The following is a 19,561-nucleotide window of genomic DNA, read 5'->3' as shown; positions in this document are numbered from 1 at the left end:
GCCGGTCGCGGTCACCCTGCGGCCGGCTTCGACCTGCCCGGTTATAACCGCCACCTGCGCGATGAATTCGAGGTCGATGAGGCCGCCGGAGATGAGCTTGATGTCCCAGAGATCGCGCGGCGATTTTTCCTTCTCGATCAGCGCGCGCATCTCGGATGCCTCTGCCCTCACCTTGGCGGCGTCGCGCGGCAAGGCCAGAAGTGCCGCCACCTCGGCCTCGACCTCGGCGCAAAGGGCCGCGTCGCCGCCGATGGCGCGCGCCCGGGCCAGCGCCATGTGCTCCCAGGTCCAGGCCTCCTGGCGCTGGTATTTCGTGAAGGCATCGATGTGGGTGGCCACCGGCCCCTTGTTGCCGGATGGCCGCAAGCGCAGGTCGAGCTCGTAGAGAACGCCTTCGGCGGTCGGCGCCGAGACAGCCGCGATCAGCCGCTGCGTCATCCTGGTATAGTAGTGCGATGGTGCGAGCGGCTTGTCGCCGTCGGACTCGTCGGCATCCGCGTCGTGGTCGTAGAGCAGAATGAGGTCGACGTCCGAACCAGCCGTCAATTCGCGGCTGCCGAGCTTACCCATGCCGAGCAGCGACACGGTGCCGCCGGCGATGCGGCCATGACGCAGCGCGAATTCGGTGGTCACCGCCTGCAATGCGGCGTCGATGGTGAGGTCGGCGAGATCGGAAAAGGCGCGGCCGGCGCGCGCCGGGTCGATCGAGCCGGCGAGCAGCCTGACACCGATCAGGAATTTCTGCTCGGAGGCAAAGATGCGCAGCCGGTCAAGCACATCCTCGTAGGGCCTGTCGCCATCGATGAAAGCGGCCAACCGCGCTGAGAGATAGGCGCGGTTGGGCAGTTCGGTGAGCAGCGCCGGGTCGAGCAGACCGTCGAAGACATGCGGGCGCCTTGTGATGATTGCCGCCAGCCGAGGCGCGGCGCCCATGATCGTCGCCATAAGCTTCAGCAGAGCGGGATTCGACTGCAGCAGCGAAAACAGCTGGATGCCGGCGGGCAGGCCGGCGAGGAATTCATCGAAGCGAACCAGCGCCTCGTCGGCCCGGCGCGTCTGGCCGAAGGCTTTGAGCAGCGCCGGCGTCAGTTCGGTCAGCCGCTCGCGCGCTTCCGCCGACTGGGTGGCGCGATAGCGGCCGAAATGCCAGCCCCGAATGACGCGGCAGATGTCGCTTGGCCGCTGGAAGCCAAGGCCATGCAAGGTCTGCAGCGTGTCGGGATCGTCGACATCGCCGGTGAAGACCAGATTGCCGACGCCGGCCGACAATTCAGGCGCAGTCTCGAACAGCGCGGCGTAATGGCGCTCGACCTCATGCAAAGCCGCGCGAAAGGTTTCGGCAAATCTGGCGGCATCGGCAAACCCCAGCATATGGGCGATGCGTTCCAGCCCTTCATCATCGTCGGGCAGAATATGCGTCTGCTCGTCGGCGACCATCTGGATGGCGTGTTCCACGCCGCGCAGAAACCAATATTGCTGCGTGAGCGCGTCGCGTGCATCGGCGGTGATCCAGTTGCGCGCCGCCAGCGCACCCAGCATCGGCACCGTCTCGCGGCCGCGCAGCTCCGGAAAACGGCCGCCGGCGATCAGTTGCTGGGTCTGGACGAAGAACTCGATTTCGCGAATGCCGCCGCGGCCGAGCTTGACGTTGTGTCCTTTGACCGCGATCTCGCCATGACCCTTGTGGGCATGGATCTGGCGCTTGATCGAATGAACGTCGGCGATCGCCGCATAGTCCATGTATTTGCGCCAGACATAGGGCTGCAATTCCCGCAGGAACGCGTCCCCGGCATCGAGATCGCCGGCCACGGGACGCGCCTTGATCATGGCGGCGCGCTCCCAGTTCTGGCCGCGCGCCTCATAGTAGCGAAGTGCTGCCTCGACCGGGATGGCCAGCGGCGTCGAGCCTGGATCGGGACGAAGCCTCAAATCGGTGCGGAAGACATAGCCGTGCCCGGTGCGGTCCTGCAGGATGCGGACCAGCCTGCGGGTCAGGCGCGCAAACAGCTCTGTGGCGTCGAGCGGATCGACGATTGCCGGCGCATCCGGATCGAAGAAGACGACCAGGTCGATGTCGGAGGAGAAATTCAGTTCATGCGCGCCAAGCTTGCCCATGCCGAGCACGATCCAGCCGGATTGCCGTGACGGACTTTCGGGATCGGGCAATTTGAGCTTGCCTTGGCTGTGCGCCTCGCGCAGCAGGAAGTCGACCGCCGCGCAGGTGCAGGCATCGGCGAGATTGCTGAGGCGCCTTACCGTCAGCGCTGCATCGGCCTCGCCGGAGAGGTCTGCAAGTGCGATCAGGAAGTGAGCTTCACCCTTCCACTGCCTGAGTTCCATCATCAGGCTGGATTCGGAAACGGTCTCGGAAAAGACGGCCTTGCCGATCGCTTCGGCGATGGCGAGCAGCCGAGCCTCGACACTGCCATCGAACAGCGCGTCGAGGATTTGCGGCCGGCGGCGCGCAACATCGCGGAGGAAGGGCGAGAGATCGAAGACCGCAGCGAGAAACTCCTGTGCGGCGCCCTTGCCTTCTAGGAATTTCGCCAGCCGCGGCAGGTTCTCGTCCTTGGCATCGCCAGCGATCTCCGACAGTTCACGCCGGGCGCGGGCCTCATCCAGCGGCGCGAGCTGCGCCGCCAGTTGCAGGCGCCATTCGGTCTCGATCCGTTTCGCAGCCATCCTCACCGCCATCAATGGTCCTCCCGCGCCGGGAAGCTCATGATAACCGACAATCCGGGATTGGCAGGCAGAAGTTCAAGCCGGCCATTGTGAAAAGTCATGATCGCCTTGGCGAGGCTGAGACCAAGGCCTGATCCCGGCTGCGAGCGGCTCTTTTCCAGCCGCACGAAGCGCTCGGTCGCCCGGGCGCGGTCCGCATCGTCGGGGATGCCATGGCCATTGTCGGAAACGGAAAGGCGGATTTCGTGACCGACGCGCTGCAGGGCTACGCGCACGGCAGGCTTTTCCGTCGCATCGGTCGAGTATTTGATGGCGTTGTCGACGATGTTCGACAGTGCCTGGCCGATCAGCTCGCGGTTGCCATTGACGGAAAAATCCCCGTCCGCGGCAGTTTCGAGCACCACGCCAGCCTCCTCCGCCACCGGCTCATAAAGCTCGACAACGTCATGCACGGCGGCGGCGAGATCGACCTTGCTGGTGCTCTCCGAGGAATAGCCGGCCTCCAGCCTGGAGATCATCAGGATGGCGTTGAAGGTTTTTATCAGCTGGTCGGATTCGGCGATGGTGCCTTCCAGCGCCTGCCGGTAGTCGGTGGTCTTGTGCTTGCCCGAAAGTGTGGCCTCGGCGCGGTTGCGCAGTCTGGTCAGCGGCGTCTTCAAATCATGGGCGATGTTGTCGGAGACCTGCTTCAGCCCTTCGTTGAGCGTCGCTATCCTGGCCAGCATGGTGTTGAGGTTTTCCGACAGGCGGTCGAACTCATCGCCGGCGCCGGTCACCGGCAGCCGTCCCGTGAGATCGCCGCCCATGATGCGGCGGCTTGCCTCCGAGACGCTGTCGATGCGCTTCAGCGCGGCGCGGCCGACAAGGAACCAGATCAGCAGCCCGCCCAGGCCCATCATGCCCAGCGCCAGCATCAGCGCGCGGCGGACGACGGCGCGGAAGCGCTCGGGCTCGCCGAGATCGCGGCCGACAAGCATGATCATCTGGTTGGGCAGCCGCAGCACCAGCGCGATGGCGTTGTGGCCCTTCTCGCCCTCGGACTGAATTTCGGTCTCGCCGGGCTGCGCGCCGTTCGGGTCGGCAGCCTGGTTGCGCTGCCGTTCGAGTTCACCTTCGCCGAAACGGCGATAGGAGAAGGGTTCGGTCGTCCAGCCATCGGTCTCGAGCACCCCCGGTGCCAGGCTCTGCACGTTGCCGGTGAGGATCTGGCCGTTGACATCGGCAATGAGATAGAGGTTGGCGCCGGGCTGGCGCGAGCGCTGCTCGACGACGCGCACCAGCCGCGGCAGGCCGCCGCTCTGATAGGCACGGGCGAGGCCGAGCACCTCGTCATTGATGGTCTGCTGGGTCTGGCCGGTCAGCATGCGGGCCGACAACGACGTCATGTAGAAGACCAGCAACACGGCACATAGCGCGAAAAGCAGGAAATAAAGCGCTGAAAGCCGCGCCGCCGTCGTCCTCATGATGGCCGGCAGGGAAAGGGCCATCGAGTTCTAGCTCATGATGAGATTTGGCTGAAATCTCACCATGACCTACCCCTTTGGAGCATGATCTTCTCCAAAAACCGGTACCTACTTTTTGGGATCATGCTCTAGCCGCTCTTCAGCATATAGCCGGCGCCGCGAACCGTATGCAGGATCGGCTTGTCGAAACCCTTCTCGATCTTGCCACGCAGGCGCGAGACGTGAACGTCGATGACGTTGGTCTGCGGATCGAAATGATAGTCCCAGACATTTTCGAGCAGCATGGTGCGCGTCACCACCTGGCCGGCATGGCGCATCAGATATTCGAGCAGGCGGAATTCGCGCGGCTGCAGCGTGATCTCGCGCGCCGCGCGCTTGACCGAATGGGACAGCCGGTCAAGCTCGAGATCGCCGACCCGGTAGACGGTTTCGGCCTCCCTGGCGCTGGCGCGGCGGTTCAGCACCTCGACGCGGGCGAGCAATTCGGAAAAGGCATAGGGCTTGGTCAGATAGTCGTCCCCGCCGGCGCGCAGACCGGTGACGCGGTCATCGACTTCGCCCAGCGCCGACAGGATCAGCACCGGCGTGGTGTTGCCGCGCGAGCGCAGGCCGGCAATGACGGAGAGCCCGTCGCGGCGTGGCATCATGCGGTCGACGACCATCACGTCATAGTCGCCGGCATCGGCCAGCGCAAAGCCGGTTTCGCCGTCGCCGGCTACATGGGCGGTGTGCCCAGCCTCGGCAAAGGCCTTCTGCATATAGTCGGCCGCCTCGCGATCGTCTTCTATGACGAGAATCTTCATAGAGCCGTTATACGCGATTTCGCCGGAAGATTGAGGGGCCGCCATAAGCGCAAAAGCTTTCGTTCAAGCATGTCGTTTTGCCAAACCGCCGTGCACTTTGGGCGACATGCTTTGCGTTAGAGCGGCAGCGGGCGATGGGGGCCCGCTGCCGCCGGGGGCAGAACACGATGACTGACTAACGCATTCGGCCCCTGGCTTTCCCGTGCGGCGGCTCGGGGGTGTTGAAACCGCCGCACTGGAAACTGTCTGATGTCAGCCTTTGGCGACTGGCAGCGCGACGAAGCGGTTTGAATCGTCGCGGGTGATCTGCATCAGCACCGCCTTGCGGCCGGACTTGACCGCATCGGCCATCGCCTTGGCGACGTCGTCGGTGCCGTTCACCTCCGTCGAATTGACCGAGGTGATGACATCGCCGGGCTGGATGCCGCGGTCGGCGGCATCGCTGTCGGGATCGACATCGGTCACCACCAGGCCCTTGCCGTTTTCCGACTTGGTGACGGTGAGGCCGAGATCGGCCAGCGCGGCGGGCTTTGCCGGTGCCGCGGGCTGCTGCGGGTCGGCCGAGGCCTGCTTGTCAGTGGATGGCAGCGTGCCGAGATCGACCTTGATGGTCTGGCTCTTGCCGTCGCGCCACACCGTGACGTCGACCGACTTGCCGGGTGGGTACGCGCCGATCAGACGAGCCAGTTCCTTCGGCGATGCGACGTCCTTGCCTTCGACCTGGGTGATCACGTCACCGGCGGTGATGCCGGCCTTCTTGCCGGGGCCACCGTCCTGGGCGCCCGAAACCAGAGCCCCGTTCTGCGACTTCAGGCCCAGTGATTCGGCGATGTCCGATGTAACCGGCTGGATTTCGACGCCGAGCCAGCCACGCTGCACCGAGCCGCTCTTCATCAGATCCTGCACCACCTGCTTGGCGGTCGAGGCCGGAATGTCGAAGGCGATGCCGACGCTTCCGCCCGACGGCGAGAAGATCGCGGTGTTGATGCCGACGACCTGGCCGTTGAGGTTGAAGGTCGGGCCGCCCGAATTGCCGCGGTTGACCGAGGCGTCGATCTGGATGAAGTCGTCGTAGGGACCGGCGCCGATATCACGGCCACGGGCCGAGACGATGCCTGCGGTGACGGTGCCGCCGAGGCCGAACGGATTGCCGACGGCCACCACCCAGTCGCCGACGCGAACCTTGGAATCGTCGGCGAAATCGACATAGGTGAACTTGCCGACGCCATCGACCTTGAGCACCGCCAGATCGGTGCGCGGATCGGTGCCGATCAGCTTGGCGTCAAGCTCCTTGCCGTCATTCATCACCACTGTGAAGGCGGAGCCTTCCTCGACGACATGGTTGTTGGTGACGAGATAACCGTCATCGGAGATGAAGAAGCCCGAACCCTGCGCCACCGGACGCGGCTGGTCGTTGTTATGGTCGCGGTGGCTGAAGCGACGATTGCCGCCGCCCTGGCCGTTCTGATCGCCAAAGCCCCGGAATTGCTTGAAGAACTGGCGCAGCTGCGGATTGTCGGGGAGGTTGTTCATGCCGTCCGGATCGTCGGACTGGTCGGAGCCGTCATCGGCGGCAGGCTCGATCTTGGCCTTGACCTTGACGCTGACCACGGCCGGCGAAACGCGCTCGACGACATCGGCAAAGCCCGGCACCTGGGGCGCTTCGACCCGCACGGCATCGGCCAGAACGGGAGCTGTACCAGTGGCAACGGCGCCGAAACCGATGCCGCCGGCAATGGCCAGCGAAGCGGCGGCGGCCAACAGGCGCTTGCGGGTGCGGGAATATGGGTTGGGGGCGATAGTCATGGGTCTCATATCCTCTTTTCACTGGATGCGGCTCAGGCAGAGCATCCTCGGACAAGAGAAATAGAGAGGCGCACATTACCGCGCCATTTCCGAAGCATGAAAGTTTTGTAATGTTGGGCGGACGCACAAATCGCTTGGTTGCGCTCGCCTGCTGCCCTATGGTGTACACAACTCAGCACAAGGCTTTCACAATGACAGCAAGCACCACCATGACCATTCGAGTCTCGTCCGAGACCAAGCTGAAGCTGGAGCAGATCGCTACCGATACCAGGCGTAGTAAATCGTTCCTCGCCGCCGAGGCGGTCTCAGCCTATGTCGATCGCGAGTTGGATATCATCGAAGGCATAAAACGTGGCATGGCCGACGCAGAGGCTGGCCGCGTCGTGCCCCACGACGACGCCATGGCGGAGGTCGACGCGGTGATCGAAGCAGCGAAAGCCAGGCGCGCAGGCAAGGCGTGAAGCGGTTCGTCACCTGGTCGCGAGAAGCGCTGGACGATCTCACGCAGCAAGTTGCCTTTATCGCTCAGGACAATCCTGCCGCCGCCCGACGCCTCGCGGACCGTATCCGTGAAATGGGCCGGGGCCTTGGTGATATGGCGACGGGCCGACCTGGCCGGGTAACAGGCACTTATGAGAAGCCCATCGGCCGCCTGCCCTACATCATTGCCTATGAATTGCGCCTGATCGCCGGCCGTCAGAGCATTGTTATCCTGCGCGCCATCCACACGTCGCGGGACTGGCCTTTGGAGGAATGGCCGAGCTAGTCGCTCAGCATCTTGTCCAGCGCCGCCTGTTCCTCGGCGCTCAGCGCCTTGGTTGCCAACGAGCGGCGGGAGCGTGTGGTCAGCACAATGAAAATGCCGCCGACTAGAAGCAGAAGCACCGGCGTGCCCCAAAGCAAGGCGTTGCGCGGGCTGAAGCGCGGCTTCAACAGCACGAACTCGCCGTAGCGCGACACGATATAGTCCATCACCTGCTGGTCGGTATCGCCGGCAACCAGGCGCTGGCGCACCAGGATGCGCAGGTCGCGGGCGAGGTCTGCATCGGATTCGTCGATGGACTGGTTCTGGCAGACCATGCAGCGCAGGCCTTCCGACAGGAGCCGCGCCCTCGCCTCGAGCGCCGGATCGGTGAGAACCTCGTCCGGTTTCACCGCTTGCGCGGCGCCGGCAAACAGCAGCGCCAGAAGCAGGGTGAGCGAGGCCAACGAGAACCTGGTGCTCACGGCGCGCCTGCCGACGGCATGGAGGCTGCCTGCTTGCGGCGGCGCGAGGGTGCGCCAACCCGCAGGCGACGGTCGAGCAGCGACATTGCGGCTCCCGCCATCATCACCAGAGCTCCGCCCCAGATCAGCGTCACCAGCGGCTTCCACCACAGGCGCACCACGACGGATCCATCGGTGCCTTCATCGCCCAGCGACAGATAGAGCTGGTTGAAGCCGATCGTCTCGATGCCGGATTCGGTCGTCGTCGTCTGCCGCACCGGAAAGAAGCGCTTGGCCGAGGTGATTTCGGCTGAAACGCCGCCATCGGCGCCGATCAGGGAAAAGCGGCCGCGCTGCTCGCTGTAGTTCGGACCCTGCGCCGGGAAGAGGCCGTCGAAACGCAGCGTGTGGCCGGAGAGTTCGACGCTCTCGCCGGCATGCATCGACAGTATCCTTTCGGTGCCGAAGCACAGCGTGCCGACAATGCCGAGCGTCGTCAGCCCGAGGCCGAGATGGGCAAGTGCAGTGCCGAACACCGAACGCGGCAGGCCGGCGAAACGGCGCAGCATGATGGCGTGCGACACATTGCCAAAGCCGGACTTGACGGCGAGGTCGGTGAGCGCGCCGCAGACCAGCCAGCAGGCGAGGCCGACACCAAGGGCGGCGAACACCGACGCGCCGTCGATGAACAGCCCGGTGACCAGCATCGCCAGGAGAGCGGCGCCGAAAGCCGCCATCAAGCGCTGGGCGACGGCATAGAGGTCACCGCGCTTCCAGGCGAGCAATGGTCCGAAAGGAACCACGGCCAGCAGCGGCACCATCAGCGGGCCGAATGTCAGGTTGAAGAAGGGGGCGCCGACTGAGATCTTGCCGGCCGAAAGCGCTTCGACCGCCAGCGGATAGAGCGTGCCGACCAGCACGGTGGCCGTGGCCGTGGTCAGGAACAGATTGTTGAGGACGAGTGCGCCTTCGCGCGAGATCGGGTGGAACAGGCCGCCGGCCGTCAGCCGCGAGGCGCGCAGCGCAAACAGGGCCAGCGAGCCGCCGATGAACAGCGTCAAAATGCACAGGATGAAGATGCCGCGGGTCGGATCGGTGGCGAAAGCATGCACCGAGGTCAGCACGCCGGAGCGCACCAGGAAGGTGCCGAGCAGCGACAGCGAGAAGGTGAGGATGGCAAGCAGCAGCGTCCAGATCTTGAGCGCCGAACGCTTCTCCATGACGATCGCCGAATGCAGAAGAGCCGTGCCGGCCAGCCACGGCATAAAGGAGGCGTTTTCGACCGGATCCCAGAACCAGAAGCCGCCCCAGCCGAGCTCGTAGTAGGCCCAGTAGGAGCCCATCGCGATGCCGCCGGTGAGGAACATCCAGGCGACCAGCGTCCACGGCCGCACCCAGCGCGCCCAGGAGGCATCGATGCGGCCTTCGATGAGGGCGGCGACCGAGAAGGAAAAGCAGATAGAGAACCCGACATAGCCGAGATAGAGCAGCGGCGGATGGATGGCGAGGCCAAGATCCTGCAGGACCGGGTTGAGATCGCGGCCCTCGATCGGCGCCGGATTGAGCCGGGTGAACGGATTGGATGTCGCCAGGATGAACAGGAAGAAGGTGGCGCCGATCGCCCCCTGCACGGCCAGCACATTGGCGCGCAGCGTCGCCGGAAGGTTGGAGCCGAAGACAGCGACCAGCGCACCGAAGAAGGTCAGGATCAGCACCCAGAGCAGCATCGAGCCTTCGTGATTGCCCCAGGTTCCGGTGATCTTGTAGATCAGCGGCTGCAGCGAATGCGAGTTTTCCCACACGCTCGCCACCGAGAAATCGGAACTTGCATAGGCGCCGGCGAGTGCTGCGAACGATAGCGCCGTGAGCGCGAAGCCTGTGACCGTGACGGGACCGCCGACAGCCATCAGCCTCTGGTTGCCGGTACGGGCGCCGATCAGCGGCACCAGCGTCTGCACCAGCGACAGCACAAAGGCGAGGACGAGCGCGAAGTGTCCGGTCTCAACCATTACTGGCTCTTGCTCTCTTGCCACACGCCCTTGGCCTTCAGCCCGTCAGCGACTTCCTTGGGCATGTAGCGCTCGTCATGCTTGGCCAGCACGCTGTCGGCGACGAAAACGCCGTCGGCGCCAAAGCTGCCTTCGGTGATGACGCCCTGCTCCTCGCGGAACAGATCGGGCAGGATGCCGGTATAGCTGACCTTGACCGATTTGTGCGTGTCGGTGACCGAGAACGCAACCGTCGCGCCCTGCCCGCGCACGACCGTGCCCTTTTCGACGAGGCCGCCGAGCCTGATGCGCTGTCCCGGCTGCAAGCTGGCGGTGGTCAGATCGGCGGGCATATAGAAATAGGAGGCCTTCTGGCCCAACGCATAGAAGGTCAGCCCGGTGGCGGCGCCGAGGAAGGCAAGACCTCCGACAATCACCGACAATCGCTTCTGCTTGCGCGTCATGTCCTACTCCGTCGCCGTCAGGCCGAGCGAGGCGGCAAAGGCGGTGAATTTCTTCGCTTCCTCACTGTCGGCGCCAAACACGGCGATACCGCGATGCAGCGCGTCGCGCGCCTGGTCAGCCTTGCCCAGCACAACATAGGAACGAATGAGCCGCATCCATCCTTCCGCGTCGCGCGGATTTTGCCGCAGTTTTTCGTCGAGGCCGGCGACCATGGTTTCGATCATGGCCTGCCTGTCCTGCGGCGCCATCGACGAGGCATCGACGGCTGCGGCATCGGGGCCTTTGGCGGGCTCTCCTGACGCGACGCTGCGGTTGGCGGCCTCGGCCAGTGCCTGTTGGACAGCTCCGCGCCATGGCGAATCCTGCGGCAGGAAATCGAGCATTTTCTGCCAAGCCGTGGTTGCCTCGGGTATGCGGCCTTCCTGGGCCAGCGCCATCGCCAAATAGAACGAGGCTTTCGCGTTTCCCGGGTCGAGTTTTAGCGCCTGTTCGAAAGCGGATTGCGCATCGGCCGAAACGATGCCGCCGGCCGCATTGGCAATCGCTTCGCCGAGGCCGGCCTCGCGGGCGGCCGTGTCGCCATCGAGGCGGATGGCATTGCGATAGGCGGTCACGGCATCGGGAAAGCGCTGCAGGCGCAGATAGATCGGGGCGAGCACGTCCCAGCCGCGTCCGTCGCCAGGGTTGGCGGCAAGATGGGCCTCGGCGCGCGTCACCAACTCGTCGACCGAACTATCGGCCGGATTCTTGGCCAGCCGTTCGGCAAGCGGCTGCGACGGCAGATCCGGCGAGCCGAGCTGGCTGTAAAGGCCCCAGCTGAGCAGAGGGACCGCCAGTACCGCAGCCGTTGCCACCAGCCTTGCCGCCTTTGACGGCTGCCGCGTGCCAGGCGCATCGGCTTGACCGACATTGGCTTGACCAACATCTCCCAGGCGAAGGATGCGGCGGGCGATTTCGGCGCGCGCCTCCTCGGCTTCCGCCGGCTGGATCAGCCCGCGCGCGGCGTCACGCTCAAGCTCGGCCAGTTGGTCGCGATAGACTTCGAGGTCGTGGTCGCTGCTGGTCGGAGCGTCCTTGCCGCCACTGGTCAGCGGCAGCAGCACCGTCAGGCTTGCGCCTAGCGTGAGGATTGCGGCTATGACCCAGAACAGCATGGTTCTTCCAATAGAGCGAGAGCCCTGCTCTCACAACATGAGGGTGCTGCGACGCTTTGACGGGATTCCGACCCCGGCCCAATGTTCAGGTCAGCGGCGTCCAGCTGCCGTCGGCGTTGCGGCATGCGGTGCCCCGCGCGGTCTGGCCGGCCGTGCCGGTAAACACCGTATGGGTGTACTGGCGGCAATCCTGCGAGCCGACGCGGTAGGGCTGGGCCGCGACGACTTCGCCGGAATGAGCCGAACTGTCGCTCTTCCACGTCACCTTCTGGCCGCTCGCCGTATATTCGAGCGCCTTGTATTCCGCCTCGAGCGCCTTGCGCTTCTCGGTGCTGTTCAGGCCGCTGCCGATCGATCCGCCGACGAGCCCGCCGGCCATGGCCGAGATGATCGTCGTCGCGACTTTGGCCCCTGAAGGAGGCGACGCGGGGGGGGTGGTGATGGAGATATCCGGGCCACTGCCCTTGCCCAGCGTTCCGCAGCCGGAAAGAGCGAGCAGTGCGGAAACGAGCGCAACGCGAATCTTCATGCCAACAACCGGTTTTCTTGAACGGGATGCGCTGGGGGCCGCGTCATCGGGGGCGTCAGGACGTCATACTATTGACATTTGTCGGAAATTTGGCCGTTTTTAACGGCCTTTGTGCAATCGAGGGGCCGCCATAACACAGGCATTCGGCCGTGTCGATTGGCCCTGGGCAGTACATCATTGCAAGCTCCGCAAGCGCACAACCGCCTTCAGCCCGCCCATCGTGGAGCGTTCCAACGCCAGCGCCCCGCCATACTCGTTGACGAGGTCGGCAACGATGGCAAGTCCGAGCCCGGTTCCCGGCTTTGTCTCGTCGAGGCGCCGGCCGCGTTTCAAGACATCGCGGGCCTTGTCCTCGGGGATGCCGGGACCGTCATCCTCGATCGATAGCTCGAACAGGCCGGCTGCGGCCGGCGTGACGGATACGGCAACAGTGCTCTTCGCCCATTTCATCGCATTGTCGAGAAGGTTGCCGAGCAGTTCCTCCAAATCCTCGCGCTCGCCAGCAAAGACGATGTCGGCCGCCGGCAGCGTAAGCGACAGGCTGACATCAGGCTTGAGTTTTTGCAGCACGCGCACCATGCGCTGCACCAGCGGGGTCACCGGCGTGCGGTAGACGACGCTGTCGCGCTGCGCGGCGACCCGAGCCCGCTGCAGATAATGGTCGACCTGCTTCTGCATCGAGGCGGCCTGGTCGGCGATGAGCTGGCCCTTGGCGCCGCCGAGCGCCCGGCCCTCGTTGATCAAAACTGCGAGCGGCGTCTTCAGCGAATGGGCGAGGTTGCCGACCTGCGTGCGCGAGCGCTCGACGATGCGCTTGTTGTTTTCGATCAGCGCATTGGTCTCGTTGGCGAGCGGCTCGATCTCGGCGGGAAACCGGCCGTCGAGCCGTTGCGCCGTGCCTTCGCGCACCTGGGCAAGCGCGTTGCGAACCCGGCGCAAGGGCTGCAGGCCGAGCAGGATGGCGATCGCATTGATGGCGATCATGCCGACGCCGAACAGGCTGAGATAGGTCAACAGGCGGCCCTGGAAGGTGGCGATCTCGTGCTCGAGCTCGGTCTTGTTGCCCATCACGCGGAAGCGCGCGGCGCGGTTCTTGGCATCGAGGACGAATTCGCTTTCGAACACTTGCAGTTCCTCGTCACCGATGCCGTCGGTGGAATAGCTGCGCTGGAAACTGGAATTGAAAGGCACCTCGGCAACGGTCGGCGACGGGATCGTCGTGGTCATCGAGGACGAATGAAGGTTGCCGTGCACGCCTTCGGAAGCCGGCTCCACCGACCAGTACCAGCCCGAATTCGGCTCCGAGAAGCGCAGGTCGCCAAGGTCGGGAGCGCCGGTGAGCTGGCCGGTTTCGGAAACGCCGACCGAGCCGATCAAATTGAACAGATGCGCCGACAGCAGGCTGTCGAAGCCGCGTTCGCTGGCCTGGCGGTAGAGCGTGGTAATCAGGGTGAAGATAACGATGAGGGTGAGGATCGCCCAGATCGTGGAAAAGCCGATGACGCGGAAGGCCAGCGAGCGCGGCCAGAGCCGCGCCGAAAAAGGCTTCCTTGCTGGTATGGGGAGCGGTTCCGCCTTACGCCTCCGGCTCACGCATGCGATAGCCCATGCCGCGCACGGTTTCGATCATTTCGATGCCCATCTTCTTGCGCAGCCGGCCGACAAAGACCTCGATGGTGTTGGAATCGCGGTCGAAATCCTGGTCGTAGAGATGCTCGACCAGCTCGGTGCGCGACACCACCTCGCCCATATGGTGCATCAGATACGCCAGCAGGCGGAACTCATGCGAGGTCAGCTTCAGCGGCACGCCGGCGACATCGGCCTTGGAGGCCTTGGTGTCGAGGCGCAGCGGCCCGCAAGTGAGCTCGGACGAGGCATGGCCGGCGGCGCGGCGGATCAGCGCCCTCACCCTGGCCAGCACCTCCTCGATGTGGAACGGCTTGGTGACATAGTCGTCGGCGCCGGCATCGATGCCCGACACCTTGTCGCTCCAGCGGTCGCGCGCTGTCAGGATCAGCACCGGCATCTTGCGGCCGTTGCGGCGCCAGCGCTCGACGACGCTGATGCCGTCCATCTGCGGCAGGCCTATGTCGAGCACGACGGCATCGTAGGGCTCTGTGTCGCCGAGGAAATGCCCCTCCTCGCCGTCATAGGAGCGGTCGACGACATAGCCGGCATCGACCAGCGCGTCGGCCAGTTGCCGGTTGAGATCCTTGTCATCTTCGACGACGAGTACGCGCATGATCGGTCAGGCCTGTTGATGGGTCAGCTATAGGCCGATTCCGGTGGTCTGGGAAACGACCCTGCAAGGGGGAAGATTGGATCAGTTCGCCGGGACGACGATCTCGGAGCGGCGCGGACGCTGGCCGTCCTTGCCCGGCACAAGCACGACGATGACGCAGACCTCCTGGCCGCCACGCGTCGTCTGCGAAGCCTTGGCCAGCGTGCCGCCATTCTGCTCGGCAACCTGCTGGCCGATCGCGTAGCAATCCGCCGCGGCTGCCGGCGTCGCTTGCGACGCCAACAGGCCGGCCGCTGTGAGCGCCAGTATCGCGGTTCTGACATGAGAGCGAAGCGTTTTCATGGTCGGCGTTGTAACGCAACTGTGCTGAACGTGAAATGAACGGTGAACGGGTGAAAATCCATCCCCGCAATACCCCCTGCGCGCGCAACGAATGAATGCGATCCTACCGCCCAGTCCCTCAGACCGGGCAATGGATTCATAACCGGAAAACCGGCTGCGCGGCTATGGTGTTTGCGCGCAGGTTCTCAATTCGCAGCCAGATTGGGAACAGGTCAAGGCGAGACCATTCTGAAGGGCCGCCCTAAATAGCGCGGGAAACGCCAAATCATCGGAGTGCGCCATGACGGATAAAGACCTTGCCGACCTTTACCGGGGCTATATCGCTTGCCTGAATGCCCAGGACTGGGCGAAACTTGGAGACTTTGTCGGCGACGAGGTGCAGCACAATGGCGAAATGCTCGGCCTGTCGGGTTATCGCCGTATGCTCGAAGGCGATTTCGAGGCGATTCCCGACCTCCGCTTCAACATCGAACTGCTGGTCTGCCAGCCGCCGCGCGTGGCGGCGCGCCTGCATTTCGACTGTCATCCCAAGGGCGTGCTGTTCGGCCTGCCGGTGAACGGCAAGCGCGTGTCGTTCGCTGAGAATGTTTTCTACGAATTCGGAGAGGGTCGCATCCGCGAGGTGTGGTCAGTCATCGACAAGGCCGAGATCCAGGCGCAAATCTAGGTTGCTTCAATCACTTTGCTCGGTGAGGGCGCGTATCCGCAGCACCCCGTGGTAGAGCGCCAGGTCCTCGTCGTAGCGGGCCTCGGCGAACTCCAAGGACAGGCGGGTCTGGTCGCGCGAGCCGGTGGCGAAAGCGGCGCCGTCAAGGCGCGCCCGGATGCTGTCCATGATCAGACGCGTCTCGGCCTCGCCTTGCCCCTTCGACCAGACATGCAGCGTGATGAGCTGGTCGTCATCATTGTCGGCGCCGGTGTCCAGATCGAATGCGCTGGTCCTGCCATAGGTCACATAAGGGAAGGCGGCACTGTCGGCCGCCTGCTCGCGCAACCCGGCGCCGCCGAGCAGCGCCGTCAGCGAGGCATCGCTCTTCAATCTCATGAACAAGGCTTGCAGCAAATCGCCGGGCGCCGTCATCGTCGTCTCCATTCGCCTGTCACGCTTTGAACAACCTCAGTTTCGCGCGCAACCTAACCGCGTTGCACGGATTTCGCCAGATGACGATCCGCCTGATGGAAGGCGGCGAATCGGGCGGCATGGCCCTTTCACGGACCGGGTTCTATTTGGCATGCGGGGAGTTTCAAGAAGGGTGTTATGAGGAGCCCTGTTTTCTCCGGCAATTCGAGGTCATTTCATGCGAACGCCACCGCTGCTGCCGGCTTTTGGAAAGCTCGGCGTCAAGCCCCCGGTCGCGATTGCGGCAGCACCCGCCCTGTCGAAGAGGACCGTGGCCCTGCGCATGCGCGAGATACTTTCAATGCATGGCGGCCTGGCCTTGAAGCTGTCGGTGGTGGCCTGGACAATCCTGATCCTGGCGGCGGCATTTTTCATGTCAAAGGCCTGATGCCGATATGACAAACCGCTACGCGTTGCGCATGGACGAGCCCGAGAGCTGGACTATCTTCGACATCTTCACCGGCCAGCCTGTCGAGCTTAAGCAACAGGTGATGGTGGCCATGAATTTGCGCGATGCGGAAGCGATGGCCGACCGCCTGAACAGCCGGGACGTCAAGCGGCGGGCAAAAGCCGACCGCAAGTCCTGACGCACGCTGATCTCAGCCGCTCTGATTGCAAGACGAACGCGCGCTAACCGAAATCCGCGGCTGTGAGCACATATATGCTCTTGCGGGTGCGGGCGTAGGCCTTGCTGGCAATGTCATGGATGGAGCTGGACGCGGTGTCGAAAGCCGCCAGATAGGTGGCTTCCGCGGTCGCCGTCCCTGATGGCGCCTTCGAGAGGGCATCGGCTGCGACAGAGAAGGAAATCTGGAACATGCCGTCGTGGCCGACAAAGCGGATGCGCTTGCCGGCCTCGTCATAGAAGCGACTTGGATTGGGGAATGTCAGGCTCATGACGTGCCCCCCTTCGGCGCGGCGGCGGCTTTCTTGACTGTCGCCCGCTTCTTCTTCGGTGTCGGGTTCAAGGCTTCCGCGACGCGGTCGGCCTCTTCCTTGGCCAGGCGCAATTCCCTGAGCCTTGCTGTCTTGATCTCCCTGGCCCTCGCTTCGGACATGTAGTCGGAGGTTGCCTTGTTGCGCTCGGCCGTCTTCTTCTGCTTGTCCATGAAGCGGGCTTCAGCTTTTTCCATGATGCTCTGATTGCCTTCGGCCATCGCCTAAATCTCCTTCGTGCCTGAAATTGTGAAATCGAACTTACGATATAAATAGTCACTTTTGCCTCGAAATTCAATTTTTTGAAATATCTAGGCGCCTCGCGACGTTTCGAACCCTGCAGACATCATAATACTTTTTAATATTTAATTTTGGCCACGAATAATTTTTGGCACTCCTATCTATCGAGTGCCAACACGCCTATAAGAACGGCGCGGTCGCCTATGCCGGCCCCAGAAAGAAGTTCTCATGAAGTTTCGGCCACTCCACGACCGCGTCGTCATCCGGCGCGCCGAAGGCGATGTCAAATCCAAGGGCGGCATCATCATTCCCGACAATGCCAAGGAAAAGCCGCAGGAAGGCGAAGTCATCGCCGTTGGGCCGGGCGCACGCGACGAAAACGGCGCGCTTGTTCCGCTCGACGTCAAGGCCGGCGACTTCATCCTGTTCGGCAAATGGTCGGGCACCGAGGTCAAGATCGACGGCGAGGACCTGCTGATCATGAAGGAAGCCGACATTATGGGCGTCATCGACAAGAGCGAGACGGCCGCTATCGGCAAGAGCGGGACGGTCGTCACCGAGAAGAGCGTCAAAGCCAAGAAGGCTGCCTGACCGGCCTGGCTTTGCCAGGCTCCGGCGAGCCGCTTGCTTCACCACACCAACGGGATTGAAAAAAATGTCTGCCAAGGAAATCAAATTCGCCACCGACGCGCGCGACCGCATGCTGCGCGGCGTCGAGATCCTCACCAATGCGGTGAAGGTCACGCTCGGCCCCAAGGGCCGCAACGTCATCATCGACAAGGCTTATGGCGCGCCGCGCATCACCAAGGACGGTGTGACGGTGGCCAAGGAAATCGAGCTTGCTGACAAGTTCGAGAACATGGGCGCGCAGATGGTGCGCGAAGTGGCTTCGAAGACCAACGACCTCGCCGGTGACGGCACCACCACCGCCACGGTGCTGGCCGCATCGATCCTGCGCGAAGGCGCCAAGCTGGTTGCCGCGGGCATGAACCCGATGGACCTCAAGCGTGGCATCGACCAGGCTGTCGCCGCCGTGGTCAAGGACATCAAGGCGAAGGCCAAGAAGGTCAAGTCGTCGGCCGAGATCGCGCAGGTCGGCACCATCGCCGCCAATGGCGATGCCAGCGTCGGCGCCATGATCGCCAAGGCGATGGACAAGGTCGGCAATGACGGTGTCATCACCGTCGAGGAGGCCAAGACCGCCGACACCGAACTCGACGTCGTCGAAGGCATGCAGTTCGACCGCGGCTATCTCTCACCCTATTTCGTCACCAATGCCGACAAGATGCGCGTCGAACTGGAAGAGCCTTACGTGCTCATCCACGAGAAGAAGCTCGGCAATCTGCAGGCGATGCTGCCGATCCTCGAAGCAGTGGTGCAGAGCGGCAGGCCGTTGCTGATCATCTCGGAAGACGTCGAAGGCGAAGCACTGGCGACGCTGGTCGTCAACAAGCTGCGCGGCGGCCTCAAGGTCGCGGCCGTCAAGGCGCCGGGCTTCGGCGATCGCCGCAAGGCGATGCTGGAAGACATCGCCGTGCTGACATCGGGCCAGATGATTTCCGAGGATCTCGGCATCAAGCTCGAAAACGTCACCATCGAGATGCTTGGCCGCGCCAAGCGCGTACTGATCGAGAAGGACACCACCACGATCATCGACGGCGCCGGCACCAAGGCGACCATCCAGGCGCGCATCGCGCAGATCAAGGGCCAGATCGAGGAGACCACGTCCGACTACGACAAGGAGAAGCTGCAGGAGCGGCTGGCCAAGCTCGCCGGCGGCGTCGCCGTGATCCGCGTCGGCGGCGTCACCGAGTCTGAAGTGAAGGAAAAGAAGGACCGCATCGACGACGCGCTGAATGCGACGCGCGCGGCGGTGGAAGAAGGCATCGTGCCCGGCGGTGGCGTGGCGCTTCTGCGCGCAAGATCGGCTCTGGCCGGCCTGACCGGCGCCAATGACGATGTGACCGCCGGCATTTCGATCGTGCTCAGGGCGCTGGAAGCGCCGATCCGCCAGATCGCCGAGAATTCCGGCGTCGAAGGCTCGATCGTCGTCGGCAAGCTGTCCGACAGCAAGGACCAGAATCAGGGCTTTGACGCCCAGAACGAGGTCTATGTCGACATGATCAAGGCCGGCATCGTCGACCCGGCGAAAGTGGTGCGCACCGCGTTGCAGGACGCCGGCTCGATCGCCGCCCTTCTGATCACCGCCGAAGCGATGATCACCGACGTTCCGGCCAAGGATGCGGCGCCTGCGGGCGGCGGTGGCGGCATGGGCGGCTACTGACCATCGCCCGAAAATTGCCCGCTGGGAATCTGGGCGGGCATAAATCAAAACAGGCTGCCGGGGACATTTCCCCGGCGAGCCAGGAATTTCCGTCAGTCAGTCAAGACCAGTCATCAACGACAGGGAGATCGACAGATGATCACATTCGCCCCGAAGCCAAACGCTGTATCCGCGACCAAGCCGGCGGAGGAGAGCCGCTTCGATCGCATCCGCCGGATTGCCGCCGACAAGCACAGGCAGGCCGATGCCGGGCCGATTCGCCGCGAGCCGTCGAAGACCGGCGACAAGCGGCCGACGTGAC

23 protein-coding genes are annotated in these 19,561 nt (G+C 63.8%); 8 read left to right on the top strand and 15 right to left on the bottom strand.

Annotation, left to right across the window (positions count from 1 at the left end; genetic code table 11):
• The 4 genes from NKI61_RS22705 to NKI61_RS22690 all read right to left on the bottom strand — a co-directional run.
• On the bottom strand, positions 1-2,694 hold a 2,694-nt coding region (locus NKI61_RS22705), incomplete at its 3' end, for a bifunctional [glutamine synthetase] adenylyltransferase/[glutamine synthetase]-adenylyl-L-tyrosine phosphorylase (RefSeq protein ID WP_352840890.1).
• Complete coding sequence (locus tag NKI61_RS22700) at positions 2,694-4,169, bottom strand: sensor histidine kinase (RefSeq protein WP_352840887.1); 1,476 nt, start codon at positions 4,167-4,169, stop codon at positions 2,694-2,696. The genes NKI61_RS22700 and NKI61_RS22705, both read right to left, overlap by 1 nt.
• A gap of 104 nt (positions 4,170-4,273) precedes the next feature.
• Positions 4,274-4,948: a response regulator transcription factor gene (locus tag NKI61_RS22695; RefSeq protein ID WP_023670185.1), complete on the bottom strand. Its 675-nt coding sequence runs from the start codon at positions 4,946-4,948 to the stop codon at positions 4,274-4,276.
• A 252-nt stretch (positions 4,949-5,200) separates the two neighbouring features.
• Complete coding sequence (locus NKI61_RS22690) at positions 5,201-6,754, bottom strand: Do family serine endopeptidase (RefSeq protein ID WP_023821071.1); 1,554 nt, start codon at positions 6,752-6,754, stop codon at positions 5,201-5,203.
• A gap of 191 nt (positions 6,755-6,945) precedes the next feature.
• Here NKI61_RS22690 and NKI61_RS22685 point away from each other — a divergent pair, with 191 nt between their 5' ends.
• Entirely contained in the window at positions 6,946-7,215 is a 270-nt protein-coding gene (locus tag NKI61_RS22685) for a CopG family ribbon-helix-helix protein (RefSeq protein WP_023670183.1), read from the top strand.
• Positions 7,212-7,520, top strand: coding sequence for a type II toxin-antitoxin system RelE/ParE family toxin (locus tag NKI61_RS22680; RefSeq protein WP_023670182.1), 309 nt, complete (start codon positions 7,212-7,214; stop codon positions 7,518-7,520). The genes NKI61_RS22685 and NKI61_RS22680 overlap by 4 nt, the downstream gene beginning before the upstream one ends.
• On the opposite strand, the gene NKI61_RS22675 is transcribed toward NKI61_RS22680, so the two are convergent.
• From NKI61_RS22675 to NKI61_RS22640, 8 genes are all read right to left on the bottom strand, one after another.
• A complete protein-coding gene (locus NKI61_RS22675; RefSeq protein ID WP_023670181.1) occupies positions 7,517-7,981 on the bottom strand; it encodes a cytochrome c-type biogenesis protein in 465 nt (154 codons plus the stop codon). The genes NKI61_RS22680 and NKI61_RS22675 overlap by 4 nt on opposite strands.
• The gene (locus NKI61_RS22670; RefSeq protein WP_352840884.1) at positions 7,978-9,969 is read right to left on the bottom strand and encodes a heme lyase CcmF/NrfE family subunit; all 1,992 of its coding nucleotides are present in this window, start codon (positions 9,967-9,969) and stop codon (positions 7,978-7,980) included. Before NKI61_RS22670 ends, NKI61_RS22675 begins: the two co-directional genes overlap by 4 nt.
• Positions 9,969-10,412: a cytochrome c maturation protein CcmE gene (ccmE, locus tag NKI61_RS22665; protein WP_023670179.1), complete on the bottom strand. Its 444-nt coding sequence runs from the start codon at positions 10,410-10,412 to the stop codon at positions 9,969-9,971. The genes NKI61_RS22670 and ccmE overlap by 1 nt, the downstream gene beginning before the upstream one ends.
• A 3-nt stretch (positions 10,413-10,415) precedes the next feature.
• Complete coding sequence (gene ccmI, locus NKI61_RS22660; RefSeq protein ID WP_023742651.1) at positions 10,416-11,567, bottom strand: c-type cytochrome biogenesis protein CcmI; 1,152 nt, start codon at positions 11,565-11,567, stop codon at positions 10,416-10,418.
• A gap of 85 nt (positions 11,568-11,652) precedes the next feature.
• Positions 11,653-12,096, bottom strand: a complete 444-nt coding sequence (locus NKI61_RS22655; RefSeq protein WP_023742652.1) for an RT0821/Lpp0805 family surface protein — start codon at positions 12,094-12,096, stop codon at positions 11,653-11,655.
• Positions 12,097-12,270: 174 nt separating this feature from the next.
• Positions 12,271-13,689 (bottom strand): ATP-binding protein, encoded by a 1,419-nt coding sequence (locus NKI61_RS22650; protein ID WP_023670176.1) that lies wholly within the window; start codon positions 13,687-13,689, stop codon positions 12,271-12,273.
• Positions 13,673-14,338, bottom strand: coding sequence for a response regulator transcription factor (locus NKI61_RS22645; protein ID WP_023742653.1), 666 nt, complete (start codon positions 14,336-14,338; stop codon positions 13,673-13,675). Before NKI61_RS22645 ends, NKI61_RS22650 begins: the two co-directional genes overlap by 17 nt.
• 81 nt (positions 14,339-14,419) lie before the next feature.
• Positions 14,420-14,680 carry a hypothetical protein gene (locus NKI61_RS22640; protein WP_023670174.1) on the bottom strand — a complete coding sequence of 87 codons (261 nt, stop codon included), beginning with the start codon at positions 14,678-14,680 and terminating at the stop codon, positions 14,420-14,422.
• A gap of 280 nt (positions 14,681-14,960) precedes the next feature.
• Between NKI61_RS22640 and NKI61_RS22635 the strand changes: the two genes are divergently transcribed.
• A complete protein-coding gene (locus tag NKI61_RS22635; protein ID WP_023684533.1) occupies positions 14,961-15,347 on the top strand; it encodes an ester cyclase in 387 nt (128 codons plus the stop codon).
• A gap of 6 nt (positions 15,348-15,353) precedes the next feature.
• Here NKI61_RS22635 and NKI61_RS22630 read toward each other — a convergent pair whose 3' ends face one another.
• Positions 15,354-15,761, bottom strand: coding sequence for a DUF3168 domain-containing protein (locus NKI61_RS22630; protein ID WP_352840882.1), 408 nt, complete (start codon positions 15,759-15,761; stop codon positions 15,354-15,356).
• 217 nt (positions 15,762-15,978) lie between these two features.
• Between NKI61_RS22630 and NKI61_RS22625 the strand changes: the two genes are divergently transcribed.
• Together NKI61_RS22625 and NKI61_RS22620 are read left to right on the top strand one after the other, a co-directional pair.
• Positions 15,979-16,188 (top strand): hypothetical protein, encoded by a 210-nt coding sequence (locus NKI61_RS22625; protein WP_023727640.1) that lies wholly within the window; start codon positions 15,979-15,981, stop codon positions 16,186-16,188.
• Between the two features lie 7 nt (positions 16,189-16,195).
• Positions 16,196-16,387 carry a hypothetical protein gene (locus tag NKI61_RS22620; RefSeq protein WP_023684535.1) on the top strand — a complete coding sequence of 64 codons (192 nt, stop codon included), beginning with the start codon at positions 16,196-16,198 and terminating at the stop codon, positions 16,385-16,387.
• A gap of 43 nt (positions 16,388-16,430) precedes the next feature.
• On the opposite strand, the gene NKI61_RS22615 is transcribed toward NKI61_RS22620, so the two are convergent.
• Together NKI61_RS22615 and NKI61_RS22610 are read right to left on the bottom strand one after the other, a co-directional pair.
• Positions 16,431-16,697 carry a DUF1488 family protein gene (locus tag NKI61_RS22615; protein ID WP_023670170.1) on the bottom strand — a complete coding sequence of 89 codons (267 nt, stop codon included), beginning with the start codon at positions 16,695-16,697 and terminating at the stop codon, positions 16,431-16,433.
• Positions 16,694-16,957 (bottom strand): hypothetical protein, encoded by a 264-nt coding sequence (locus tag NKI61_RS22610; protein ID WP_023670169.1) that lies wholly within the window; start codon positions 16,955-16,957, stop codon positions 16,694-16,696. Before NKI61_RS22610 ends, NKI61_RS22615 begins: the two co-directional genes overlap by 4 nt.
• A 247-nt stretch (positions 16,958-17,204) precedes the next feature.
• Here NKI61_RS22610 and NKI61_RS22605 point away from each other — a divergent pair, with 247 nt between their 5' ends.
• From NKI61_RS22605 to NKI61_RS22595, 3 genes are all read left to right on the top strand, one after another.
• On the top strand, positions 17,205-17,567 hold the full coding sequence (locus tag NKI61_RS22605) for a co-chaperone GroES (protein WP_023698577.1): 363 nt from the start codon (positions 17,205-17,207) through the stop codon (positions 17,565-17,567).
• A gap of 64 nt (positions 17,568-17,631) precedes the next feature.
• Positions 17,632-19,260, top strand: coding sequence for a chaperonin GroEL (gene groL / locus NKI61_RS22600; protein ID WP_023687238.1), 1,629 nt, complete (start codon positions 17,632-17,634; stop codon positions 19,258-19,260).
• A 135-nt stretch (positions 19,261-19,395) separates the two neighbouring features.
• Positions 19,396-19,560, top strand: a complete 165-nt coding sequence (locus tag NKI61_RS22595) for a hypothetical protein (protein ID WP_023687237.1) — start codon at positions 19,396-19,398, stop codon at positions 19,558-19,560.
• The last annotated feature ends 1 nt before the right edge of the window (position 19,561 follow it).

Origin of the sequence: Mesorhizobium sp. M0514 (assembly GCF_040321145.1) — a bacterium.
Taxonomy (GTDB): domain Bacteria; phylum Pseudomonadota; class Alphaproteobacteria; order Rhizobiales; family Rhizobiaceae; genus Mesorhizobium.
This window is presented reverse-complemented; position numbering and strand designations above follow the sequence as displayed.

Coding starts and splice junctions, on each gene's coding strand:
- NKI61_RS22670 (WP_352840884.1), bottom strand. CDS start 9,969: ATGGTTGAGACCGGACACTTCGCGCTCGTCCTCGCCTTTGTGCTGTCG.
- NKI61_RS22615 (WP_023670170.1), bottom strand. CDS start 16,697: ATGAGCCTGACATTCCCCAATCCAAGTCGCTTCTATGACGAGGCCGGC.
- NKI61_RS22685 (WP_023670183.1), top strand. CDS start 6,946: ATGACAGCAAGCACCACCATGACCATTCGAGTCTCGTCCGAGACCAAG.
- NKI61_RS22595 (WP_023687237.1), top strand. CDS start 19,396: ATGATCACATTCGCCCCGAAGCCAAACGCTGTATCCGCGACCAAGCCG.
- NKI61_RS22645 (WP_023742653.1), bottom strand. CDS start 14,338: ATGCGCGTACTCGTCGTCGAAGATGACAAGGATCTCAACCGGCAACTG.
- groL (WP_023687238.1), top strand. CDS start 17,632: ATGTCTGCCAAGGAAATCAAATTCGCCACCGACGCGCGCGACCGCATG.
- NKI61_RS22695 (WP_023670185.1), bottom strand. CDS start 4,948: ATGAAGATTCTCGTCATAGAAGACGATCGCGAGGCGGCCGACTATATG.
- NKI61_RS22655 (WP_023742652.1), bottom strand. CDS start 12,096: ATGAAGATTCGCGTTGCGCTCGTTTCCGCACTGCTCGCTCTTTCCGGC.
- ccmE (WP_023670179.1), bottom strand. CDS start 10,412: ATGACGCGCAAGCAGAAGCGATTGTCGGTGATTGTCGGAGGTCTTGCC.
- NKI61_RS22635 (WP_023684533.1), top strand. CDS start 14,961: ATGACGGATAAAGACCTTGCCGACCTTTACCGGGGCTATATCGCTTGC.
- NKI61_RS22610 (WP_023670169.1), bottom strand. CDS start 16,957: ATGGCCGAAGGCAATCAGAGCATCATGGAAAAAGCTGAAGCCCGCTTC.
- ccmI (WP_023742651.1), bottom strand. CDS start 11,567: ATGCTGTTCTGGGTCATAGCCGCAATCCTCACGCTAGGCGCAAGCCTG.
- NKI61_RS22640 (WP_023670174.1), bottom strand. CDS start 14,680: ATGAAAACGCTTCGCTCTCATGTCAGAACCGCGATACTGGCGCTCACA.
- NKI61_RS22620 (WP_023684535.1), top strand. CDS start 16,196: ATGACAAACCGCTACGCGTTGCGCATGGACGAGCCCGAGAGCTGGACT.
- NKI61_RS22700 (WP_352840887.1), bottom strand. CDS start 4,169: ATGGCCCTTTCCCTGCCGGCCATCATGAGGACGACGGCGGCGCGGCTT.
- NKI61_RS22605 (WP_023698577.1), top strand. CDS start 17,205: ATGAAGTTTCGGCCACTCCACGACCGCGTCGTCATCCGGCGCGCCGAA.
- NKI61_RS22630 (WP_352840882.1), bottom strand. CDS start 15,761: ATGACGGCGCCCGGCGATTTGCTGCAAGCCTTGTTCATGAGATTGAAG.
- NKI61_RS22690 (WP_023821071.1), bottom strand. CDS start 6,754: ATGACTATCGCCCCCAACCCATATTCCCGCACCCGCAAGCGCCTGTTG.
- NKI61_RS22625 (WP_023727640.1), top strand. CDS start 15,979: ATGCGAACGCCACCGCTGCTGCCGGCTTTTGGAAAGCTCGGCGTCAAG.